We start from the raw sequence: 20,114 nt of genomic DNA, 5'->3' as shown, positions 1-20,114 counted from the left end.
CCACATAAAACATCCTTCTGTACCATCTGACAATTTTTTAAAATAGAAAACTTGAATATTCTCATATGATCCACTCGCTTCGGAATTGAGAAGGGTCTCATATTTTATGTACTTTACACCGTCAGATCTAACGCCACTAACATACTTAGGACCGTATGATTTTATAATTTCACTTTTCTTTATATATGCCTGCGCAGCAAGTTTTTGACAAAGCAATAATGAAAGAATTAGAAATGAGAAAACTGTTTTATAATTCAAGAGCATAAGACGTAGCAAGGAACATTTTAAAATTGGAGAAGTTGTGTGATTACCGAAATCAAATAATTTTAAGAAGATTCTATTTTTGCCGGCGATTATCAAAGGTTATTTCAACAATGCAAAGGTCTTGGTCAACTTCCAGACTGTACAATAAATTGTTTTCGTAATCTTTCCATAATTTTTTGCCAAGATGCACATACTTGTTGCTGAAATTTACGATCCACTCGTTTGTCTCAGAAACTGGCCCGATTACCCTCCACCTATAACAAAATTCTGGTTGCCCGCTTAACCGTTTAAAATAAAATGCAGACACTTCATCGAAGGAACCACTGCTTTTACTATTTCTTTTAATCTCATATGTGATGTATTTGGTCCCATTTTCTGACGTTCCAGTTGTATAATCGGGACCGTTGATTTGTATTATGGCTTTTCGAGTTGCGCCCATTTGAGCAACAGACTTCTGTAAATTCCCAAATAAGATGACAAGGATTAAAATTCCTCTGATGACTGGAAACATGTTAGTAGATAAAGTGAAGAAAAAATTAATTGGATGCACTTAACCTTTCAGCCAACCATAGATTAAAATTCCAATGGAACCAATAACTACAATCGCAAGTCCGAGAGTTAGTAGGTTCACCACTGCAAACTCCACCCAGGAAAGGAGCGGTAGGAAAAAAAGAAAAGCAACGAAAAAGCATCCTAATCCTAAGAAGAACCAGTTTGAGGTTTTATCCACTCCCTTTTCATCTTTGGAGATTGAAAGTTTACAAATAATAAATCCAACAGCACAGGCAACTAATCCATAAAGACAGGATTTTCCTACAACTGATGCGTTCTCTAATCCAGTGACCTCGTAACCTCTTTCAGATGAATATCTTTGGGCGATTGTTATTATTGGTAGAAGCAGGACTAATAGAAAAATGCCTGCTGTTTTAATTAACATATTTAATAATATAAGAGGGGGATAATCCGTGCAATTTATACATTTTTACAATTACCCAATATAATGGGTGGTATTTTCTTATTTAACGGTTCAGTTTTGAACCGTGACAAAAATTCGCAATCAGAAATATCTACAAGCGTTCGGCCAGAACGTTCGACGACTCAGAGAAGAAAAAAATCTGAGTCAGGAAGAGTTATATGATCTTGCAGGACTCTCTAAAAATCAGGTTGGTAATATTGAGCGTGGTGAAGTTAATACCACCGTTAGCACCGCGTATGCAATTTCAAAAGCATTAAATATTTCTGTACCGGAATTATTTGCATTTGACTTCATTGAGAAACAGTAACGTTAAGAAATACCCCCGTCTCTTTTTTAAATAGAAAGGTACCCCCCTTCATTCAATTCCCATAATTGTATTGGTATTTAAGCACAAGTACCTTGTCCGGTTTCCTCGCCCTGCTTCATTCTGTGTTGCTCTATCCCCCCATGAACATCTGTCTTTAATATTACATAACATGGAGCAGGATAGAGAAACGAAACAAAATCTATATCTTAAAAAACTATCATCATGCTTACAATCACATCTTATTCAACACGTACATCATCTCAGGATGGAAGTCAGTATTTTACTTTGGAACTTACCAGCGATGATCCAGAGATCGTTTTATCACAGACTGGAAGATATTATGTCACAACTAAAAAATGTTCAATGAGTTCGACATTTCCGGAATCTATTTGTAAAGCAATGGTAGGAAAACAAATTCCTGGATCAATCGGGAAAGTGGAATGTGAACCATATCAATTTACAATTCCTGAATCAGGAGAAATAATTACACGTCAACATCGGTATGAATATATGCCAGTTGAAGTCAGTTCACCTGAACAAGCAGTATTCGCCTAAATGAATTAAAGTATCGAAGTTTCATTAGCAGAGTCAGATCGACTCTGCTTTTTTTATTCATTTTTTAAAAATTAATTATGCAATTACATAAGGCACGGCGTAAAAATGTCAAGGTCAAAATTGGGATTCAAGGACCAAGTGGTAGCGGAAAAACCAAGTCTGCTCTTTTACTTGCTTTTGGGTTAACAGCAGACTGGTCGAAGATTGCTGTAATTGACACAGAAAATAGAAGTTCAGAGTTGTATTGCAATCTTGGATCTTTTAGTATTCTTCCCCTGTACAGTCCGTTTACTCCTGAACGATTTAGCGAAGCAATTCAAACTTGTGCCAAAGCAGGGATGCAGGTTGTTATCATCGATTCAATTTCTCCTGAGTGGCAAAACATCTTACAAGAACATTCGAAACTAACTGGAAACAGTTATACGAACTGGTCAAAGTTCACTCCAAGACATCAAATTTTTGTCGACACCTTAATTCAATCAGACATACATATCATTTGCACTCTCCGATCTAAACAGGCCTATGTTCTTAATGAAAAGAACGGTAAGCAGGTTCCGGAAAAAGTTGGAATGAAACCCATTCAAAGAGAAGATCTTGACTACGAATTGACATTGGTCTTACAGCTTTCAATGGGGCATTATGCAACTGCTATAAAAGATCGAACTGAGATTTTTGCAGATAAACCGGCATTTACAATTACTTCTGAAACAGGTTTTTTAATAAGAAAGTGGTGTGAACCCGACGATGCGATTGAAGATCTAATTATTTCCCAGATCGAAGGGTGTGCAGATATTCCATCTTTGAAAACCATTTTTGAAAATCACCCTTTGTACCAAAACTCTTTACGTCACAAATTCAATTTACGCCAACAAGAAATTCAATCTGCCCATGGAAATACTAACAATTAACCATCCGGTTTTACAAACCACCGCTTCGAGCACATTCATTGAAGCAAACACAATCCCTATTCTGTTATCTGAAATGGATACAAACCATCTTATCCCTGTATTTACAAAAGATAATGAACCGTTGATTTCCCACACTGATTTCATCCACGTGGCAGAAGAAGTTGTTTCAGACTTTTACAAAGACGAAGTCATCTTTCCTTCAAATATCCGTGTATCCCATCCCATCAAAGGAAGAATTCCAACTGCGAAAGACAAACCTGCAAACCAATTGGAAGAGTGGGAGAAAACGATTTACTATGAAAGAATGATGTTCCTGATTGAAATTCCATCAATTCGTGACACTATTGACGGTAACGTTTTAAACCTAACCATTGGTGGAGTAAAAAGTTATGCACAGGACAATCTTTACAACAGAAAGGGTTCTGACGAGCATTTTAAAATCTTTATCGGTTTCAAAAATCAGGTATGCACCAACTTATGTGTTTGGACAGATGGCCTACAAGCAAACGTACGTGTTAAAAACAGTGTACAATTGGTTCAGGAGTTTCAAAAACTTATAAAAGATTTCCGTTTTCAAAATCAACTCAATCTTTTAAAACAGTTTCCAAATTATTCTCTGACCGAACATCAATTTGCTACGCTGGTAGGTAAATGTAAACTATACCAGTATCTCCCGGTACAAACCAAACGGGAGATACCGCTTTTATCCTTTGGAGATTCTCAAATCAGTACAATCGCAAAGGATTATTACACTGATAATTCATTCTGCAAAGAAGAGGATGGGTCTATCAATTTATGGAAAGTTTATAACCTTTTTACCGGAGCTAACAAATCAAGTTACATTGATGGTTTTCTTCCCCGTTCCGCTAGTGCTTCAAGTTTTGTTTATAATCTGGTAGAGGCATTTGATAAGGGTGAGAACAGTTGGTTTTTGAATTGATGATGTGTCACGTAAAAAGATTTCTAACCGGATTGGGTTATTACCAGCATTCTCCTTTAGTTATTAATCATTTTCAATTATGAAAGAGATTGATCTACATTATATTGATCCCTTTTCTATACTAATCGTTGACAATTTAGGAGTTTTGAAAAGACTTTTCTGTCCGTTTGTTGTTGATTCCATATTCCAATCTGAAATCGTCAGGGAGAAGTTATTAGTGGTCGAAATGGTGCGCAAAAACGTTGAAAATGACATCTTCTTTATTATTGAAGGAAAAGCGCTACCTCACTACTTTTTCAAGATAAATAGTTTATAAACCGTATTCACATACAGAAAGACTAAAAGAGGGACAATACTATCAATAAGATAGTTGCTCCGTTTTGGTAGTATATTGAAACGGTAAAGGAAAAGTTATCCCAAATTTTAATTGTTCGTTGAACTGCCCAACCAAGATAACGTCCTTTGTATGGTTAATTGTTTTGGTTGGGTATCGAACAATTGTTTCCAAGAGAATTGAACGTAGTAATTGACAGATTTTAGCAACGGAACTTCGTTGCAAGTTTTAAGAATACATCACCTTGTGTACATTGTTCTGATCTTCTTTTAGTTCTTTCTGCCGCTGATTCCATCCAGATTGTTAATTTGAGTTTCTGTCCCATAACTCATTTGCCGCTTTGCACCCCAACAGTTTAAGATATTCAGATGCTGTTAAATTTTCATGTATATCAAAAAATTATAAATGATTCTGCGTACTATTAAAATTCAAAATGCACCCATTATATTGGGTTTTGAACTAAACTTGTGACTTTAATCTCACAAACACTAAGTACCGAAATAGTAAACCTAAATAAAATCAAATTATGAAAATACGAGTTGCGAACACGCCTCTGTCGCGTTCTGAAAAGGATGGACCCGAAACATCATTAAAGCAAAATACTCCACCTAATAAAAAATCTTCCAGGAAAATAGGTATGGTCGCCGTACTCCTAATTTTGTCATTTACAGCGGTATTTGGGCAACAGAAAACATTAGGGAAATTTATAATCACCGATGCAAAAATTAACAACGTCGATTTGACGGAGTCATATCTCGCCAATGAAGGTTATATTGCCTTTTATACATCGACTGATGGTAACCTAAGCATGGTTAACACATCGAAAAAAGCAAATATTCAGAGTTATGGACGTTTACTTGCAGTTACACAACGGGTTTCCAAAGAAACGAAAACTCAATATGAAAGCAATGTATTCTCATTTAAATGGAGATATAAAAACACATATGATTCAAAATCAGGCACAGCATCGGTAAGATTTCAAAAGGTTTATAAACCACAGGGAACGACTTTTATTTGTGCCATTATTCCGGAGAATCTTGATGTAATGATCTTTAAGGGGTATATGGAAGGATCTCTTGATTTTTCAGATTATATCAAGTAAGTGTTCTCATTCCTTACCGATGCACAAAGTAATGAACCTAACCAAGACATTTATCCATATATGTCGAATGTTTTGGTTGGGTTTAACTTTGAGATTATAAGACGGTAATAGAGAATATGATATCGCAAAAATCAGGCCTATACTCATATTTTTTGATCCTAATTTCTTTTTTACCTACTATTATTGATATGTTATAACCAAAGAGCTGTGCCGCTGTTAATTCACTGGGAAGTGATTCTCTTGTCGACATTTTATCTAGTGGTGGTTAAATTTGACGATCTCCACTAATTAATTTTATTCTGACAGAGAATCTCTTTTAATACATCAATAGTTAACGGTGGGTTCGAAGTGTGCAACATCGCATGACAATTTGGACATACCGGTCTTAAATCGTTGATAGGGTTAACATTGTAAGACTTTCCTCCATTATCAGCTAATGTTGTTAGATGATGTACATGTATGAAATCTTTTCCAATCTCTCCATAAGTATCTGAAAAATTTAGGTCGCAAACTGCACAGGAGTATCCATAGAATTCAATGCAACGACCTCTCGCATCTCTATTTCTTTCATATCGTGTTGATACTACAAGTAAAGAAGATCCTTCTCTAAAGATTTCATCTTCATCAATAGGCAAATAATAAGGATTAAAAATGTTTCCGTGACTTATTAAATATTCCAACCAGACTTGTTCTAGTTGGTTAATATATTTTTGCTTTATTGAAATGCCCGAAGACTGGGGACTCCAAAGTTGTTCCTCAAATTTGTTTTCAAGCAGACTCGTCGGTAGGGCATTTGTAGTCAGTGGATTAAATAGTATTTCAAAATCTATTTGAACAAAGTAGGCTTCCTTGTTCTCCAAAGTGAAAGACTTTTCCGGTACAGACGCAATGAACCCTGATCCAAATATTCCGTTAGTTTTTGAACCAACAAGAATAATAAATACTCTGTCGCCAGGTTTTGCACTCCTATGACTAGAACAGATCCATCTTGTTTTGTATCTGCCCGAATCTTGAAGTTCCTCTGTTGCTTTTTCAATATTCCAGTTCCATTTTTTCGGATTCCAAGTAAATAGAAATGCCGAATCATTTTCCGTGTAAAGTCTTACACCAAAAACAGAGGGGGACTTTTCGAAAATTTCCCAAATACCATGAACGTTCACATCGTATTTTACCACATGACCCTTTCCAACGCTGTATAAAAGGTCTAAATCTGTATTAGAACTTGTTAGTCTTAATGTTTGTGCTTGTGGATAATGTATTCTGGAGTGGTGGTTAACTGTAAGTCCAATAATTTGCGACGTAATAGTTTTTTTGTTAACACCTTTACCCCATTTGCTATGTATGAACTTAGTAATATTAACATATGATGTAGGACTTTCAAGGTGGAAAACAGCATCTTTAACCATTTCCCAAACTGGCGGGATATTAGTACTCATATCTGATCTCATTGACTTTTTTTGATACTATATTTTCAGATAGCTGTAAGAGAACTATAGATACTTATTTAAAATATACAGATTTTTCTATCCAAAATTTAACTTTATCAGGAAGTGAGCTCTGATATTCCTTCATAAACTCTTTTAGTTCTTCTGAGTTTAAACAAGTAATGTTATCATATTCTTCACCTGTGTATTTTTGATTCGTTGCAAACAGGAAAACTTTTGCGTCAATGCCGATATAGTCATTTCGATCAATAGAAATGTTTCCGCTTTTAACCTGAGCAACTGCTTTTGTTGCTGTCGTTTTATGGATAAATTCATACTCATACCCGACAGTGTCTCTTTTACAACTGCTCGGTATCATTAAGTATCCATGTTTTATTTGAAGGAACAATCCGACAACATCTTCACAGTCATCAGGAGATAACAGGGAAAAAATATCTTGTTCAGAGGATACTGTTAATTGGTAGAAATTAGTATTTGATAATTCATTATAAAGCTGCTGTGAATACGTCATAGTATTATTCCCTTCAACTCTTTGCAGTGTACTCGAAGGCATAAACGATCTTATAACTTTACCAGGTACTTTGTCAATAAGACCGACCTTTACCCACTGACAATCTCTGACGTTAGCAATGTCGTTGTTAATTGCGTCAGATGAAAAATCATATCTCCATTCGCTAGTAACTCTACCCAGGAAGTAATTACCATCTATAGTTCTTGTCCATACAAGGTCGTTGATTTGCATTTTGTAGAAGATTGCATTCCAAGCATTGGACCAACCTCTTGAAGTATTCAGTTGATATTTAAGTTTCCCAGCAGTTTCATATATTTCCGAAGTTATGGACTCCGTTACATTATCGATTGGCCAACCAATACCTACAATCTGATTACCTAAACAGTGATTTCTTGAATCATAACCAGTTCTGTTTGCAGGTTTTAAATTTATACGCCAAAGATTCATTTGTAGAATGGTTATAGGGTAAGATTATTCTTCGTCCATTTCAATGTAATAGTCAATTAGTGCTTCCTTCCAGTCGATATCTCTGAACTTGAAAACCATCCTTTTATTTCCTTTACTACCAACCCTTTTGATGTCAAACTCCCATATTCCAGCAGTAACGAATATGGCAGCTAACTGACTTGTTGACTGAGCAAAAGTTGTATTTCCTCTGATGTTATTATACACAAATGATCCTAAACCAGGTATTTCTGAGCCATTTTTCATCTTAGAAATACTGTTCGCTAAGGGTATCCAATTCTGATCTTTCATGTAAGATTGAATTGCGTTTAGATCTTCTGATGAGAATTTAGAAATTACATCATTTGGTTTATTCTTAAACTGTCTGCGGATATGCAAATTTAAACTTTCATTAATCTTCGATAAAAATGGTTTTGCTTGACTACCCAAAGTATACTCTTGCTTCCAGTTTTCATCTTTTATAAATTCAAGGAACTTCTCCTTAGGAACTGTTTGAAATTCTGACCTGTATTTATTTTTTGCAATAACGATTCCCTGCTTCAACCATTTTCCGTAAGACCATAGAGCACGGTCTAAAATCCAATAATCAATCTCATATTTGGCAAGTTTAGCATCAAAGAATTTTTTATAAGCTACATAATCTTTCCAATTATTAGATGCTGATTGAGGTAAAGACTTGCAATCCAGTTGCTCATTCTTAAATGCTCTATAGACGTGCTGGTCGTACAATGGATATTCTTTTGGATAAATACAGTGTAGTGTAAATAACCCCCATATAAACCCAAAACTGGTTCTCTCCTGTAACTTTGTTAAAATGTCAGGTTTATTGGATGGGAATCTTTCAGGTATCTGTTGCAGGATATTATCAGCATTTTTATTGATATATAACCACGTGGTCTTTCCAACTGGTGTGTGATCGTCCCACCTATTAGTGAAGGAGTAAGATGTACCATTATCGTCTATGTACTCCTTTCCATCCTTATTTGGTTTTAAACATCCGGTTTTCCACGCACCCATAATTTCAAACTTTGAAGGATGTTTTCTACCTTCAGTTACTAATTCCTCATAAACCTGGATTGAGTATTTGTCACCATCAAAATTATCTGCCCATTCTAAAATTTCAATTAATGAATTCATTTTTATGTTGAGAGGATTGAACTTAAAATTTTCTGACCATTTATATCATAATCCTATTGAAGAAAAAGTGGATTTACTACCCACCCAAAACAATCTCCTATATACATCTACTGGTTTGGTTGGGTTTATTTAGCAAATTAATGAATCTGTAAATGAAAAGCGAAATATCTAATAATGTTAACCGAGGTTACTATACGCATAATTAAATGAATAGTAACTCTCCGTTGATTTGAGGATAGAATATGTAGTTAAATGATTATTTTAAACTACTATACTATTTAGGATAATTATAATACTTTATTGATATTACTTTCTAAACTTGAATACAATATTTTAAGATGTTTATTCCGGACATATTTTGCAAGTTCGGAGCCTACTAATTCTTTGGAGGAAGATAAATTACGAATATATAATTGCTCTTGATTTTTACCTTCATCATTTTTTAAAAGGAATACCTCGTGAATACTAGGTTGAACCTGTATAATAAGGACGTCTCCTTCCTCAAATTTTAAATATTTTCTTGTTATCAAAGAAGAAAAACTATCACCGAAATAATCCCTAAGAAGAGCATCAAATTTCTTACCATAGCCATCTCTATTCTGATCTTTCTTTGACAAGGTTTTATATTCTTTTTCGAGACCAGTAATTATATTATTATCATTTACACCTATTAAAAGCGTACCCCCATTCGAATTTGCAAATGCAGCTAACGACTTAAAGCAACTATGAATAATTGCTTTTTTTGCTAAGTCTCCATTGATTTTACTAATCTCTGTCTTAATAGAATCTGAACTTGGAAGATTACTTAACATCTGAAGTCTCGCTGACAATTTTTCATCTAATACAGGCGTAAAGAAGGTAGATTTAAATTCTAAAGTCTCACTTTCTTCTTCTTGTATTCTATTCCTCCAAGATAAAATTTCTGTTTTCAGATCCTTTTCATTTTTGTCTTCAATAGTTTCTTCCAGAGAAAGAATACCATTTGAAAGGAAATCAAATATTAATCGAAGATTTTTTAAGCAAAAAACGGCATCTTCTTGACTTTCAGAGATTAACAAATTATTCGCCAAAGTTATTTTAGCCACAGTTTTTAGATCCTTATTAGCAGATTCCGAACTATACTGTTGAACATATTTAAATAATGTTTTTTGCGCGTCTTCACTTGTTTCATTAAACAAACTTACTATATCTAGAAAAAAAATTAATTTATATGAATCTGGAAATACTTCAATAGTTTTTTTGTCGATCGAACTTGCAATTTTTTTTGCTTCGTTTTTAATATTAGTAATGTTATTTAAGGAGCGATTTGCAATTGTTGTTCTAATACTTAATAAGATTTCCAAATATGAAGTAAAAATATTAATCAAGTAACTTCTAGCATTTTTTGTATTAATATAAAGTTGCCTAGCTATAAGGAAGTTTTTAATTTTATTATCTAGGTCAAATTGTAACATTGCATATTGCTCTATACAAAAAGCCTTTTCGTTCTGAGCAATATCAAAATATGTATCTGTTTCTATTTCTTCCTTCCCATAATCATCTTTTATAATGTCATGAGTTGCTTTCTCCAAAAATTCATGATAGTATAATGGGTCTATGTCCTTTAATTTCGAAAAACTAAAACTGACTTTCTTTTCGGATGAAATATCGATTAGTACGACTTTTATTTTTTGTCCTTTTGGGAAAATCTTTTTAAGGATAGATTTGTCTCTAGCAATATCTAAAATGTCATTTTTGTCAAATAGCTCCTTAATATGAAGAAGCCCTTCTCCCGCATTCGTTAATAGAAATATACCAAAGTTTTCAACTCCTGTAATAATAGCATCATATAAATTTCCAACAATTAAAGGTTTAGTATACTTATAATTAGCTCGTGAATTTATATCACTAACTTGTTCGACTATAAACAGATTAAATGGTTTACTGAGTGAAATACATTTTGCGCTAATAGTAAAATCACAATCTTCGAACTGATATTTTTTCAATATATTGTCTTCGATATTGTGAGTGGGAAGGAATCCAATCATGCCTTTGTATTTCACTTCGTAACCACTTTTATTTCTTTGAGTTAATTGTACAGAAAACGTTGCAGCTTCAGTATAAATGTCTTCTAGTTCATCCCAATGTTCATTTTGGTAGTTTTTGGATTTAACATATTCACTTAAAATAGTATGATTAATTCTTAACATTGAATCATACTCAAAAGGAATATTTAACAGATGATCCTTATATGTTTCGAAAAACATATAAGAATTAAAAAGTAATTTTTCTTTTTGTGAAATTTCACTAGTAACCTTTGTAAACAATTTTAGAATTTGTCCACATAAAATATTAACATTTTCTCTAAGATTTATTTTGTGACACAATAACAGTTCCCCATAGGAGTACATCAAATATTTGATTTCCTTTTCAGAAAATTCAACTGTTGGATCTTTGGATGAAGTCAAACGAAAATATTCTCTTTCATTATCACTAATGAACACCTTCTTTTTGTTTTTTATAACTGATAATATTTTTTTTGCATAATATAGATCGTTTGGTTTAGTATCATCAATATTCTCAATTACCTCTTTTAATCTCTCTATAAATGCACTATAACTTATAAGCTCTATGCTTGAATAAAAAATTAGATAGTAAAATCTCTCTAAAAAATTCTTTTTACTGCTAAATAAAGTCGCGTCTTCAAATAAATTAAATGGATTATTGCATAGAACTTCTAAAACTGATTTTAGGCTATACGCATTTTCTAATTGAGTTTTAGTTTTGAGTTTGGTTGATGTTTTAAAATCCTCATCGGAGAATGATGAAATTATTCCTCGATTAAGTATCCACTCTTCAAAAATTATTATCAAATTATTTACTTCAACAGCCTGGATAAAATCTCTTCTTGAAAGGTGTTCTTGTAATTTTTTTAACAGAACTTTGTTCGTAAAAGTAAAAACCCAAAAGGATCTTTGAGAATAATACTGTTCAATTAATTGATTATCATCACCAGTACTCCAACTGTTTTTCTCAAAATATAATTTATAATATTTTTTTTCTAAGTTATTATCTTTTACAATTTCATTAAAATTTACAAAAAAGGGATCTTTAGAATCTATTTGACTAAGGCGTACATATGATGTTATAGATGTAACTTTACATTGAATAAAAGTTGATTTCAAGGCATTGTATTTTTGTCCATAAATCAAGTTTACCTCATAACTGTCCCCATCTTCTCCTTCTAACAATAAAACGTTAAAGTTCTTATTATTAGAACTTGTAACGATTTTTTCTCCTACAACTTTAAATTTGTAAGTGTTATCAATTTCATAATATGGATGTCTTGAGTCTTTATTTTTAAGCCATACCTTTCCATTAGTGGCATCTTTGTATACTTCACAATATATCGTTTCATATTTCCATAAGGCTTCAACTTGCCATTTAAAACCTCTAACCGTCAAGATATCTCCATCTTCACCCTTTACATAAATTAATGGATATTGTTCATTTATTTTGGAAAATTTCGTCTCGAATTTTTCTATTTTGAATTCAACTATTTGATTATTTTCTAGGTCTGTCATTCGGTTAAGATAGATAGGTTTGTTAAAAATCAAGACAAGATGAGACCATTAAAATTTATTTTTTTGATTTTTTCAATTTCATGATAAATAAAAACTATTAGTTTTTATTTTACAATATGTAAATTGACATAATTTTTTATACATTTTAATCACCTCAATGTCAAAACTTGACCTTCAAACCCTGGAATCCTGGTTATGGGATTCTGCTAATATATTACGTGGGAGCATTGACAGCTCCGATTTTAAGAATTACATCTTTGGTCTACTTTTCCTGAAACGTGTTAATGATGTGCATACCGAAGAAGTAGATGCTATCGTGGAACGTGATGGTATTTCACGTGAAGATGCTGAGGATGAAACTTACTTTAAAGTACCTCAGGAAGCTCGTTGGGATGAAATAAAGAAATTTACTGAAAATATTGGTATTGCTCTGGACATTGCATTTGCAACAATTGAACGAGACAATAACAAAGGTCTTAACAACCTTGAAGGTGTACTGACTTCTACCAAATTCGGGGATAAAGAAAAACTTAGTGATGAAGTGCTTCAACGATTACTAAGTCATTTTAACAAATACAGTCTTAAAAATCAGGATTTATATACTCCGGATCTATTAGGTGACGCTTACGAATACCTGATCAAACAGTTTGCAGATGATGCTGGTAAAAAAGGTGGTGAGTTCTATTCTCCGCGCGGTGTAGTGCAAACCATCGTACGTCTTATCAAACCTCAACCAAGACAAAAGGTTTACGATCCTACCTGTGGTAGTGGCGGTATGCTCATTGAATCTGCTAAATATGTAGCGGAATTACCAGATGGAAAAGTTGGTAATAACATCAACATTTCACTTTATGGACAAGAGAAGAATCTTGGTACATGGGCAATTGGTAAAATGAACATGTTGCTGCACAATTACAATGATGCAGACTTACGCAAAGGTGATACTCTGAATGATCCAAAACATAAGAATGAGGATAACGAGTTAATGCTTTTTGACAGAGTTATTGCAAATCCTCCATTTTCTCAGGATGGTTGGTGGACTAGTGCGGAAACAAGTCAAGAAGTAAAAGTGGATAAAGATGGAAATGAGAAAAAACTTACTCCAAACTATCAAAAGTCCGTCGTCGATCCGTACGGAAGATTTCAATATGGAATTCCGCCTCGTGGATATGCTGATACAGCATTCTTGCAACATATGATTGCTGTGTTGAAACAAGATGGTAAAGCAGGAGTAGTATTACCACACGGTACTTTGTTTAGAAGTGGTACAGAAGGTGCAATTCGTGAAAAACTTCTAAAATCAGATTTAATAGAATGCATTGTAGGATTGCCATCTGCTTTGTTTTACAATACTGGAATTCCTGCAAGTATCTGGATCATCAACAAAAGTAAAGCTGCGCATTTGAAAAATAAGGTGGTGATTATTGATGCAAGTAATGAGTATAAAGAAGGTAAAAACCAAAATGAATTAATAGAACTCAACATTAGTAAAATTGTTTCTACCTATGATCATTTTGTAACGACCAAATTGGAAGAAGTTCCTGATGAAAAATACGCTCGGATTGTTGACTTAGAAGAAATTGCAGGGAACGATTACAACTTAAACATCAGTAGATACATTGACACTACTGAAGTGGAAAATGAGGTTGATTTATATAAAGTTAAAAATACCATTCTTGAATTAGAAGCAAGAGAAAAGGAAATTGATGAAAAGTTATTTGCTTTTTTAATGGAGATGGGATTATGAAAGAACTAAATAAAATGACAGAACTGAAAGAGATTCCATCTGATTGGAAATTTGTAAAATTAGGTGAAGTTATTGAGAAAATTATTGGAGGAGGAACTCCCTTTAAGGAAAATGAAGAGTTTTGGGAACCTGAAATTCCTTGGGCAACTGTTAAAGATCTAAAAGGAACCATTTTATCAAATACAGAGGATTTTATAAGTCATAAGGGATTAAAAGGCAGTTCTGCCAATTTGATTCCAGAATATACTCTTATAATTGCTACCCGCATGGCATTAGGTAAAGCTGTTTTCTTTAACAGAGAAGTAGCTATAAACCAAGACTTAAAAGCAATTTTCCCAAAACCAGAACTGTCTAAATATTTTTTATCTTATTGGTTTGCTTTAAATTCAGATATGATCTTGACCATGGGGTCGGGTAGTACTGTAAAAGGAATCCGATTAGAGGTTCTAAAATCATTTAGTTTCCTACTTCCGCCACTCCCAGAACAACAAAAAATCGCAACTATCCTCAGCACAGTTGATGAAAAGATAGAAGTCATTGATGCACAAATCACCCAAACCCGTGAACTCAAAAAAGGGTTAATGCAAAAACTGCTGACACGTGGTATTGGTCATACGAAGTTTCAGGATTCTGTGTTGGGCGAAATTCCGGAGAGTTGGGAGGTTTCAAATCTCGAATCACACTCACATTTTATAACAAAAGGTTCTACGCCAACAACATACGGTTTTGAATGGCAAGAATCTGGTATCACATTTTTAAGGAGCGAATGTGTAAGTCCTAATGGATTTATTTTATCTGGGGCAATGCATATCTCAGAAGAAGCGAACAATGCAATGGAACGCTCAAAGATTAAAGGTGGAGATATCTTAATGACAATTACTGGAAATGTTGGAAGAACGTGTATCTATCCATTGGAATATAATGAGGGTAATATTAACCAGCATATTGCTCGAATTAGAATTTCAGATTCATTATTATTACCCCAGTTTGTTTTTCAGTATTTAAGCCAGGCATCAATTATTACAGAATATCTAAAAATTACTACTGGTCAAGCTTATCCCCAACTAAGTCTAAAACAAGTAAGGGAAACAAAAATACCTTTACCTTCAGTAGAAGAGCAACAAAAAATCGCATCAATATTAAGTACTGTTGATGAAAAGTTAAAAACCCAGAAGGAGAAGAAAACAGAGTACCAACAATTAAAAAAAGGATTAATGCAACAATTACTTACTGGAAAGGTAAGAGTGCTTCAATCTGAACTCGAAATTGCCTAAGTAAAACCCTCCGTTATGAGTGATGAATACCTTTACAGTGAACTTCCTGCAATTCAACTTTTTCAGCGATTGGGGTATCAATACCTTAACGGAAAGGAAAGTGATGAACGAAATGATCTTTCAGAAGTAATATTAAAAAAGAGATTGATTTCTTCAATCCGGAAACTTAATCCGTGGATTGATGAGAACAATGTTTTTAAAGCATACGACAAGATCACGACCGTTCAAGGTTCATCCTTAATGGAAATTAATGAACAGATTTGGGAGTTAATTCGGGGTGCATCATTTACATTAAAACAGGAGTTTGAAGGAGTAGAAGAATTTAGAACGGTTTCCTATATTGATTACCAAAATCCGGAGAACAATGATTTTCTGGTGGTTAATCAATTCCGATATCTAAGCAGAATTGGAAATCATTCCATTCCTGATCTGGTAGTTTATGTAAACGGAATTCCGGTTGCTATACTGGAGTGTAAATCACCAACTGCTACCACTGCATGGGATTCTGCTTACAGCGATCTTCATGCATATCAGGATTTGAATGAAAGACTGTTTTATTACAACCAGATTTGTGCGGGAATATGGAAAGTTGGTGGTCGTTATGGAGCGATAAGTGCGCCACAAGCATTTTATTCAGTTTTCCGGACACCCAAAAATGAAATCGTCGAAGGTGTAACAACGGAACAAGACAAACTGATTTATAACCTTTTCCAGAAAGACAAGTTGCTGGATATCATTCGTCATTTTGTCATCTTTGAAAAAGAAGAAGGTAGAACGATTAAGAAACTTCCGCGTTATCAACAGATTCGCGCTACTAATAATTCGATCAAGAAATTACAGGAAGGTAAAGGTGGTGTCGTGTGGCATACACAAGGTTCTGGTAAATCCATTACGATGGCGTACGTTACCAGAAAACTACAAGCACCTGAATTCGGTTTCAACAATCCTACGGTAATCATTATGACGGATCGTAAAGATCTGGACAGTCAAATCACAACCACTTTTGGTAACGTGGGTCTGAAGAATGTAAAACATGCAGGATCTGTAATTCACCTGGACAAACTTTTAAGGAATGATTACGGTGGAATTATTACCACGACAATCCAAAAGTTTCAGGAAACAAATAAAGAAGCTACAACAGAACAGGATCAAACAGAACTAGAAGAAAAGGAGAACGTCCGGATTGAAAAACATATTCAGGACAAAAACCTCATAAAAATCACAAAGGTTTTAGAAAACGGGAAGTGGATAGAACGTGAGCGTGAGGAGGTAGTACTTGAAGAACTTTCTCAAAAGGAAAATTTGTACGTACTGGTAGATGAAGCACACCGTACACATTACGGGTTTCTGGCATCTTTTATGCGTAATGCACTACCACATGCAAAGTTCATTGCTTTTACCGGGACACCGATTTCCAAAGAAGACAAATCCACGCTGGGTGAATTTTATGGTGGAGAATACATTGATGTATACACCATCAAAGAATCCGTAGCGGATGGTTCAACCGTTGAACTCTTGTATGATGAAGGTATAGCAAAACTGGACATACGCAAAACGGAACTGGACGCAGAGTTTGAAGCAAAGTTCGGACACGAACCAGAAGAAAAGAAGGATAAGTTAAAACAAGTAGCACTTAAAAACTACCAGTTTTCAAAGGAGAGAGTCAATGATATTGCCAAACACGCAATTACTCACTTTAAGGAAAAGATATTCCCTAACGGTCATAAAGCGCTCTTTGTATGTGATGGAAGACCTGCTGCTATCAGGTACAAACAAGCATTTGAAGCACTAAAAGAATCTGGATTCCATAATTTCGATACGAAAGTGATTGTCAGCATTGGTATTCCTAAATCTGATCATGTTGCAAAAGAATATTATGAAGCAGTCGAATGGAATAAAACGCATAAGAACGATCTTAAACCAATCTGGATTGTGGCGCCGGAAAAAATAAAAGATGCTACTGATCATTATAAACTTCCGTTTGGTAACGAAAATGAAATGGAAAAATCAGGAAAGAAGAAGTATGACAATACTGCAATCCTGATTGTTTCGGATATGCTTCTCACCGGATATGACGCACCAATTGCATCTTGTTTATATCTCGAAAAACCACTAAGAGAACATACACTTTTACAAGCAATCGCACGGGTTAACCGCAGCGGGAAACGGAAAGATGCAGGTTATATCATGGATTATAATGGTATAACGAATCATTTGCTTGAAGCGTTGAAAATATTTTCCGGTGATATTCGTCCGGATGACGTACTTAAAAACATCAACGAAGAATTCCCTCAGTTGGAGCTAAACCACACAAAACTTGTTGAATTCTTCAAACCCTTGAAGGTTAGCAAAGAATACAACAGGGGTAAATTCATGGAGGAAGCAGTTAATTACATTGATCAACCCGATAAGCGTGACAAATTCAAAGACCTTCTAAAACAGTTTAACAAATCCATAGGAATAGTATTACCGGATACAAGAGCAATGGTGTATTTCAATGATTTCAAACTTTACAATGAAATCAAGAAAATGGCGAGGAACATGTATCCTGATGATGACGGGTTTAAGGTAAGCAAAGATGAGAGTCTACTATTACAGGGACTCATTGATGAGCATTTAAAATCTTCGGGAGTCAGAAATCTATTACAGGAACCAATCTCTATCATTGACAGAGAAAAATTCAAAGAAGAGATACTGAATGTTTCTCCTGCTACGAAGGAACTGAAAATGCGTAACCATCTTAAACACACGATAAAAGTAAATCTTGACAAGAATCCGGATTTCTACAAACCACTTGCTGAAAGGTTGGAGCAGTTGATCAAGGAACATGAAGAAGGTCGTTTGTCTCAATTATCATTACTAACAGAGTTTGAGAAGATCCAGGATGAAATCATTCAGTCACAGAAGGAAAGTGAACAAAAGGGTTTCGTGACCGAACAGCAGCGTGCTGTGTATTCCTCAATGAAGGTGATTTATCAAGAAGATGCAGAAGATGCGACCAGAACTTTGTTTGACTTAATTAACGGTGAACTGAACATCGTAGGTTGGGAAACAAAAGGAATGGTAATTAATGACATAGAAAATAAACTAGTTCGTTATCTTAAGACCAAAATGGAAAGATCGGATGCAAAGTCAAAAGCAAAAGAACTGGTAGAGGTTTTAAGAAATAACAAAAATGCGTAAGGTAAAATACGGATCAACTTTTATAGAATACAGCTTTCATGAAAATGACAGTCTAAAATCACACTATATCACCGTAGAAAAAAACATAGGGGTAATTCTTAAAGGAAAAGCAATTCCGGTTGAAAAATCCGACAAACTCATATTAAAAAAAGCGCGGTGGATTCTGGACAAACTTGATCTGGTTTCCGTAAAAGAAGATGAAAAGATAGTAACCGGTTCAAGAATTCCTTATCTGGGCAGGTCATACTACGTAGAGGTATCCGTACAGAAAGAACTAAAAGAGTTGCAGATTGAATTCAATCATTCAAAGTTCAGTATTCTTTTACCTTCTTCTGAGGTCAGTCAGTCTGAGATAAAATCTTCCATCGAAAAATTCTATCAGGAACGAGCAGTTGAAAAAATCACACCACGGGTTAAAAAACTTGCTAAGCAAACCAAGTTAGAATTTGATGGTCTGCGGTTTCGCAAACTGGAAAAGAGCTGGGGTAACTGTTCCGGAAAAAACATAATCACCATCAACCCAGCAGCGGTTAAATTACCTTATTCACTAATCGATTATCTGATCGTACACGAACTTTGTCATACGAAGGTAAAAGATCACTCAAAACAATTTTGGGCAGAACTGTCGACGCATGTTCCTAATTGGAAGGAGTTAAATGAGCGGGTGGAAAGGGTGAAGGAGTAATAGGTCGAATGAAATAATTCAATCCTTAAAGGATAAAACTTTTCAAATTCTATGAAGACATTTTTAGCAGATATTATTCCCAAGATTCAAAAATTCAGTAAAAAACTAGATGATCTTACCATTTTAACCAACCATCATTGGGTATCAATGGGGGAAATATCAGTATCAAAAACAGTTTACATATTCCGGACTGGTGGAGTTCTTCTTCTATCGGAGAATGGAATTGTGAGTAAAGGTGCTTGGGAATATTTGGGTAATGACTCTATATTAATTGAATCTGGAAATCAAACACTTCTTTTAAAGCAAGCTTTCGTTGATGATCAAATAATGGCACTCAAATTAGACGGAGCAGAAGGTTTTCTATTTTTCATAAATGAATCTAAAGTAGGAATTGAACTGAACAGCATTCAAGATGTCTTTAAATTCCTCGAGAAAAAATATGTAGAAACACAAGTTGCTAAAAACTCCACAATTGGGCTTAATACAATTCCAATGCATACAGAATCTTCCCCTAAAGAATCTTATGACCTGATTTTTGGTAAGCATTATAAGATTAAAGTGTCGTTTGTGGATGGAACAGAAGGCGAAATATTCATAGGTTTCACTTCAAGAAAATACTTTTTTGTTCATTTTACATGGGGTAAAACTTACTGTGCAGATAAAAATGAATGTATTTCTCGACTTTATATGAGTCGTAAATTTCGTCAATAGTTTAAAT

At 34.3% G+C, this 20,114-nt stretch carries 17 protein-coding genes; 11 read left to right on the top strand and 6 right to left on the bottom strand.

What is annotated here, in order from left to right; translation table 11 throughout:
• Positions 1 to 337 precede the first annotated feature (337 nt).
• Both FDK13_RS35285 and FDK13_RS02825 read right to left on the bottom strand, forming a co-directional pair.
• Positions 338 to 775 (bottom strand): hypothetical protein, encoded by a 438-nt coding sequence (locus tag FDK13_RS35285; RefSeq protein WP_170982697.1) that lies wholly within the window; start codon positions 773 to 775, stop codon positions 338 to 340.
• Between the two features lie 39 nt (positions 776 to 814).
• The gene (locus FDK13_RS02825) at positions 815 to 1,201 is read right to left on the bottom strand and encodes a hypothetical protein (RefSeq protein ID WP_137338450.1); all 387 of its coding nucleotides are present in this window, start codon (positions 1,199 to 1,201) and stop codon (positions 815 to 817) included.
• Positions 1,202 to 1,304: 103 nt separating this feature from the next.
• Between FDK13_RS02825 and FDK13_RS02820 the strand changes: the two genes are divergently transcribed.
• The 6 genes from FDK13_RS02820 to FDK13_RS02795 all read left to right on the top strand — a co-directional run bounded on the left by FDK13_RS02820 (position 1,305) and on the right by FDK13_RS02795 (position 5,386).
• The gene (locus tag FDK13_RS02820) at positions 1,305 to 1,547 is read left to right on the top strand and encodes a helix-turn-helix domain-containing protein (protein WP_229215875.1); all 243 of its coding nucleotides are present in this window, start codon (positions 1,305 to 1,307) and stop codon (positions 1,545 to 1,547) included.
• A 222-nt stretch (positions 1,548 to 1,769) separates the two neighbouring features.
• Complete coding sequence (locus tag FDK13_RS02815) at positions 1,770 to 2,102, top strand: hypothetical protein (protein ID WP_137338449.1); 333 nt, start codon at positions 1,770 to 1,772, stop codon at positions 2,100 to 2,102.
• A gap of 77 nt (positions 2,103 to 2,179) precedes the next feature.
• On the top strand, positions 2,180 to 3,010 hold the full coding sequence (locus FDK13_RS02810; RefSeq protein WP_170982696.1) for an AAA family ATPase: 831 nt from the start codon (positions 2,180 to 2,182) through the stop codon (positions 3,008 to 3,010).
• Positions 2,991 to 3,950, top strand: a complete 960-nt coding sequence (locus FDK13_RS02805) for a DUF3871 family protein (RefSeq protein ID WP_137338448.1) — start codon at positions 2,991 to 2,993, stop codon at positions 3,948 to 3,950. The genes FDK13_RS02810 and FDK13_RS02805 overlap by 20 nt, the downstream gene beginning before the upstream one ends.
• A 79-nt stretch (positions 3,951 to 4,029) precedes the next feature.
• The gene (locus FDK13_RS02800; protein WP_137338447.1) at positions 4,030 to 4,266 is read left to right on the top strand and encodes a hypothetical protein; all 237 of its coding nucleotides are present in this window, start codon (positions 4,030 to 4,032) and stop codon (positions 4,264 to 4,266) included.
• Between the two features lie 544 nt (positions 4,267 to 4,810).
• The gene (locus FDK13_RS02795; protein WP_137338446.1) at positions 4,811 to 5,386 is read left to right on the top strand and encodes a hypothetical protein; all 576 of its coding nucleotides are present in this window, start codon (positions 4,811 to 4,813) and stop codon (positions 5,384 to 5,386) included.
• 284 nt (positions 5,387 to 5,670) lie between these two features.
• Here the strand turns inward: FDK13_RS02795 and FDK13_RS02790 are convergent, their stop codons facing one another.
• From FDK13_RS02790 to FDK13_RS02775, 4 genes are all read right to left on the bottom strand, one after another.
• Complete coding sequence (locus tag FDK13_RS02790) at positions 5,671 to 6,822, bottom strand: HNH endonuclease (RefSeq protein ID WP_170982695.1); 1,152 nt, start codon at positions 6,820 to 6,822, stop codon at positions 5,671 to 5,673.
• Positions 6,823 to 6,886: 64 nt separating this feature from the next.
• The gene (locus FDK13_RS02785) at positions 6,887 to 7,789 is read right to left on the bottom strand and encodes a DUF8426 domain-containing protein (protein WP_137338444.1); all 903 of its coding nucleotides are present in this window, start codon (positions 7,787 to 7,789) and stop codon (positions 6,887 to 6,889) included.
• 24 nt (positions 7,790 to 7,813) lie between these two features.
• A complete protein-coding gene (locus tag FDK13_RS02780; RefSeq protein ID WP_137338443.1) occupies positions 7,814 to 8,944 on the bottom strand; it encodes a hypothetical protein in 1,131 nt (376 codons plus the stop codon).
• A 287-nt stretch (positions 8,945 to 9,231) separates the two neighbouring features.
• The gene (locus FDK13_RS02775) at positions 9,232 to 12,507 is read right to left on the bottom strand and encodes an RNA-binding domain-containing protein (RefSeq protein ID WP_137338442.1); all 3,276 of its coding nucleotides are present in this window, start codon (positions 12,505 to 12,507) and stop codon (positions 9,232 to 9,234) included.
• 157 nt (positions 12,508 to 12,664) lie between these two features.
• Between FDK13_RS02775 and FDK13_RS02770 the strand changes: the two genes are divergently transcribed.
• From FDK13_RS02770 to FDK13_RS02750, 5 genes are read left to right on the top strand one after another with little or no spacing between them, the layout of a single operon-like run.
• On the top strand, positions 12,665 to 14,254 hold the full coding sequence (locus FDK13_RS02770; protein WP_137338441.1) for a type I restriction-modification system subunit M: 1,590 nt from the start codon (positions 12,665 to 12,667) through the stop codon (positions 14,252 to 14,254).
• Positions 14,251 to 15,528: a restriction endonuclease subunit S gene (locus FDK13_RS02765; RefSeq protein WP_137338440.1), complete on the top strand. Its 1,278-nt coding sequence runs from the start codon at positions 14,251 to 14,253 to the stop codon at positions 15,526 to 15,528. The genes FDK13_RS02770 and FDK13_RS02765 overlap by 4 nt, the downstream gene beginning before the upstream one ends.
• A gap of 15 nt (positions 15,529 to 15,543) precedes the next feature.
• A complete protein-coding gene (locus FDK13_RS02760; RefSeq protein ID WP_137338439.1) occupies positions 15,544 to 18,711 on the top strand; it encodes a type I restriction endonuclease subunit R in 3,168 nt (1,055 codons plus the stop codon).
• A complete protein-coding gene (locus tag FDK13_RS02755) occupies positions 18,704 to 19,396 on the top strand; it encodes a M48 family metallopeptidase (RefSeq protein ID WP_137338438.1) in 693 nt (230 codons plus the stop codon). Before FDK13_RS02760 ends, FDK13_RS02755 begins: the two co-directional genes overlap by 8 nt.
• 51 nt (positions 19,397 to 19,447) lie before the next feature.
• Complete coding sequence (locus FDK13_RS02750; RefSeq protein WP_137338437.1) at positions 19,448 to 20,107, top strand: hypothetical protein; 660 nt, start codon at positions 19,448 to 19,450, stop codon at positions 20,105 to 20,107.
• Positions 20,108 to 20,114: the final 7 nt, after the last annotated feature.

Source organism: Dyadobacter frigoris (assembly GCF_005280585.1).
In the GTDB taxonomy this organism is placed as follows: Bacteria; Bacteroidota; Bacteroidia; order Cytophagales; family Spirosomataceae; genus Dyadobacter; species Dyadobacter frigoris.
Note: the sequence above shows the minus strand (reverse complement) of the source record. Positions and strands in the feature narration are given on the sequence as shown.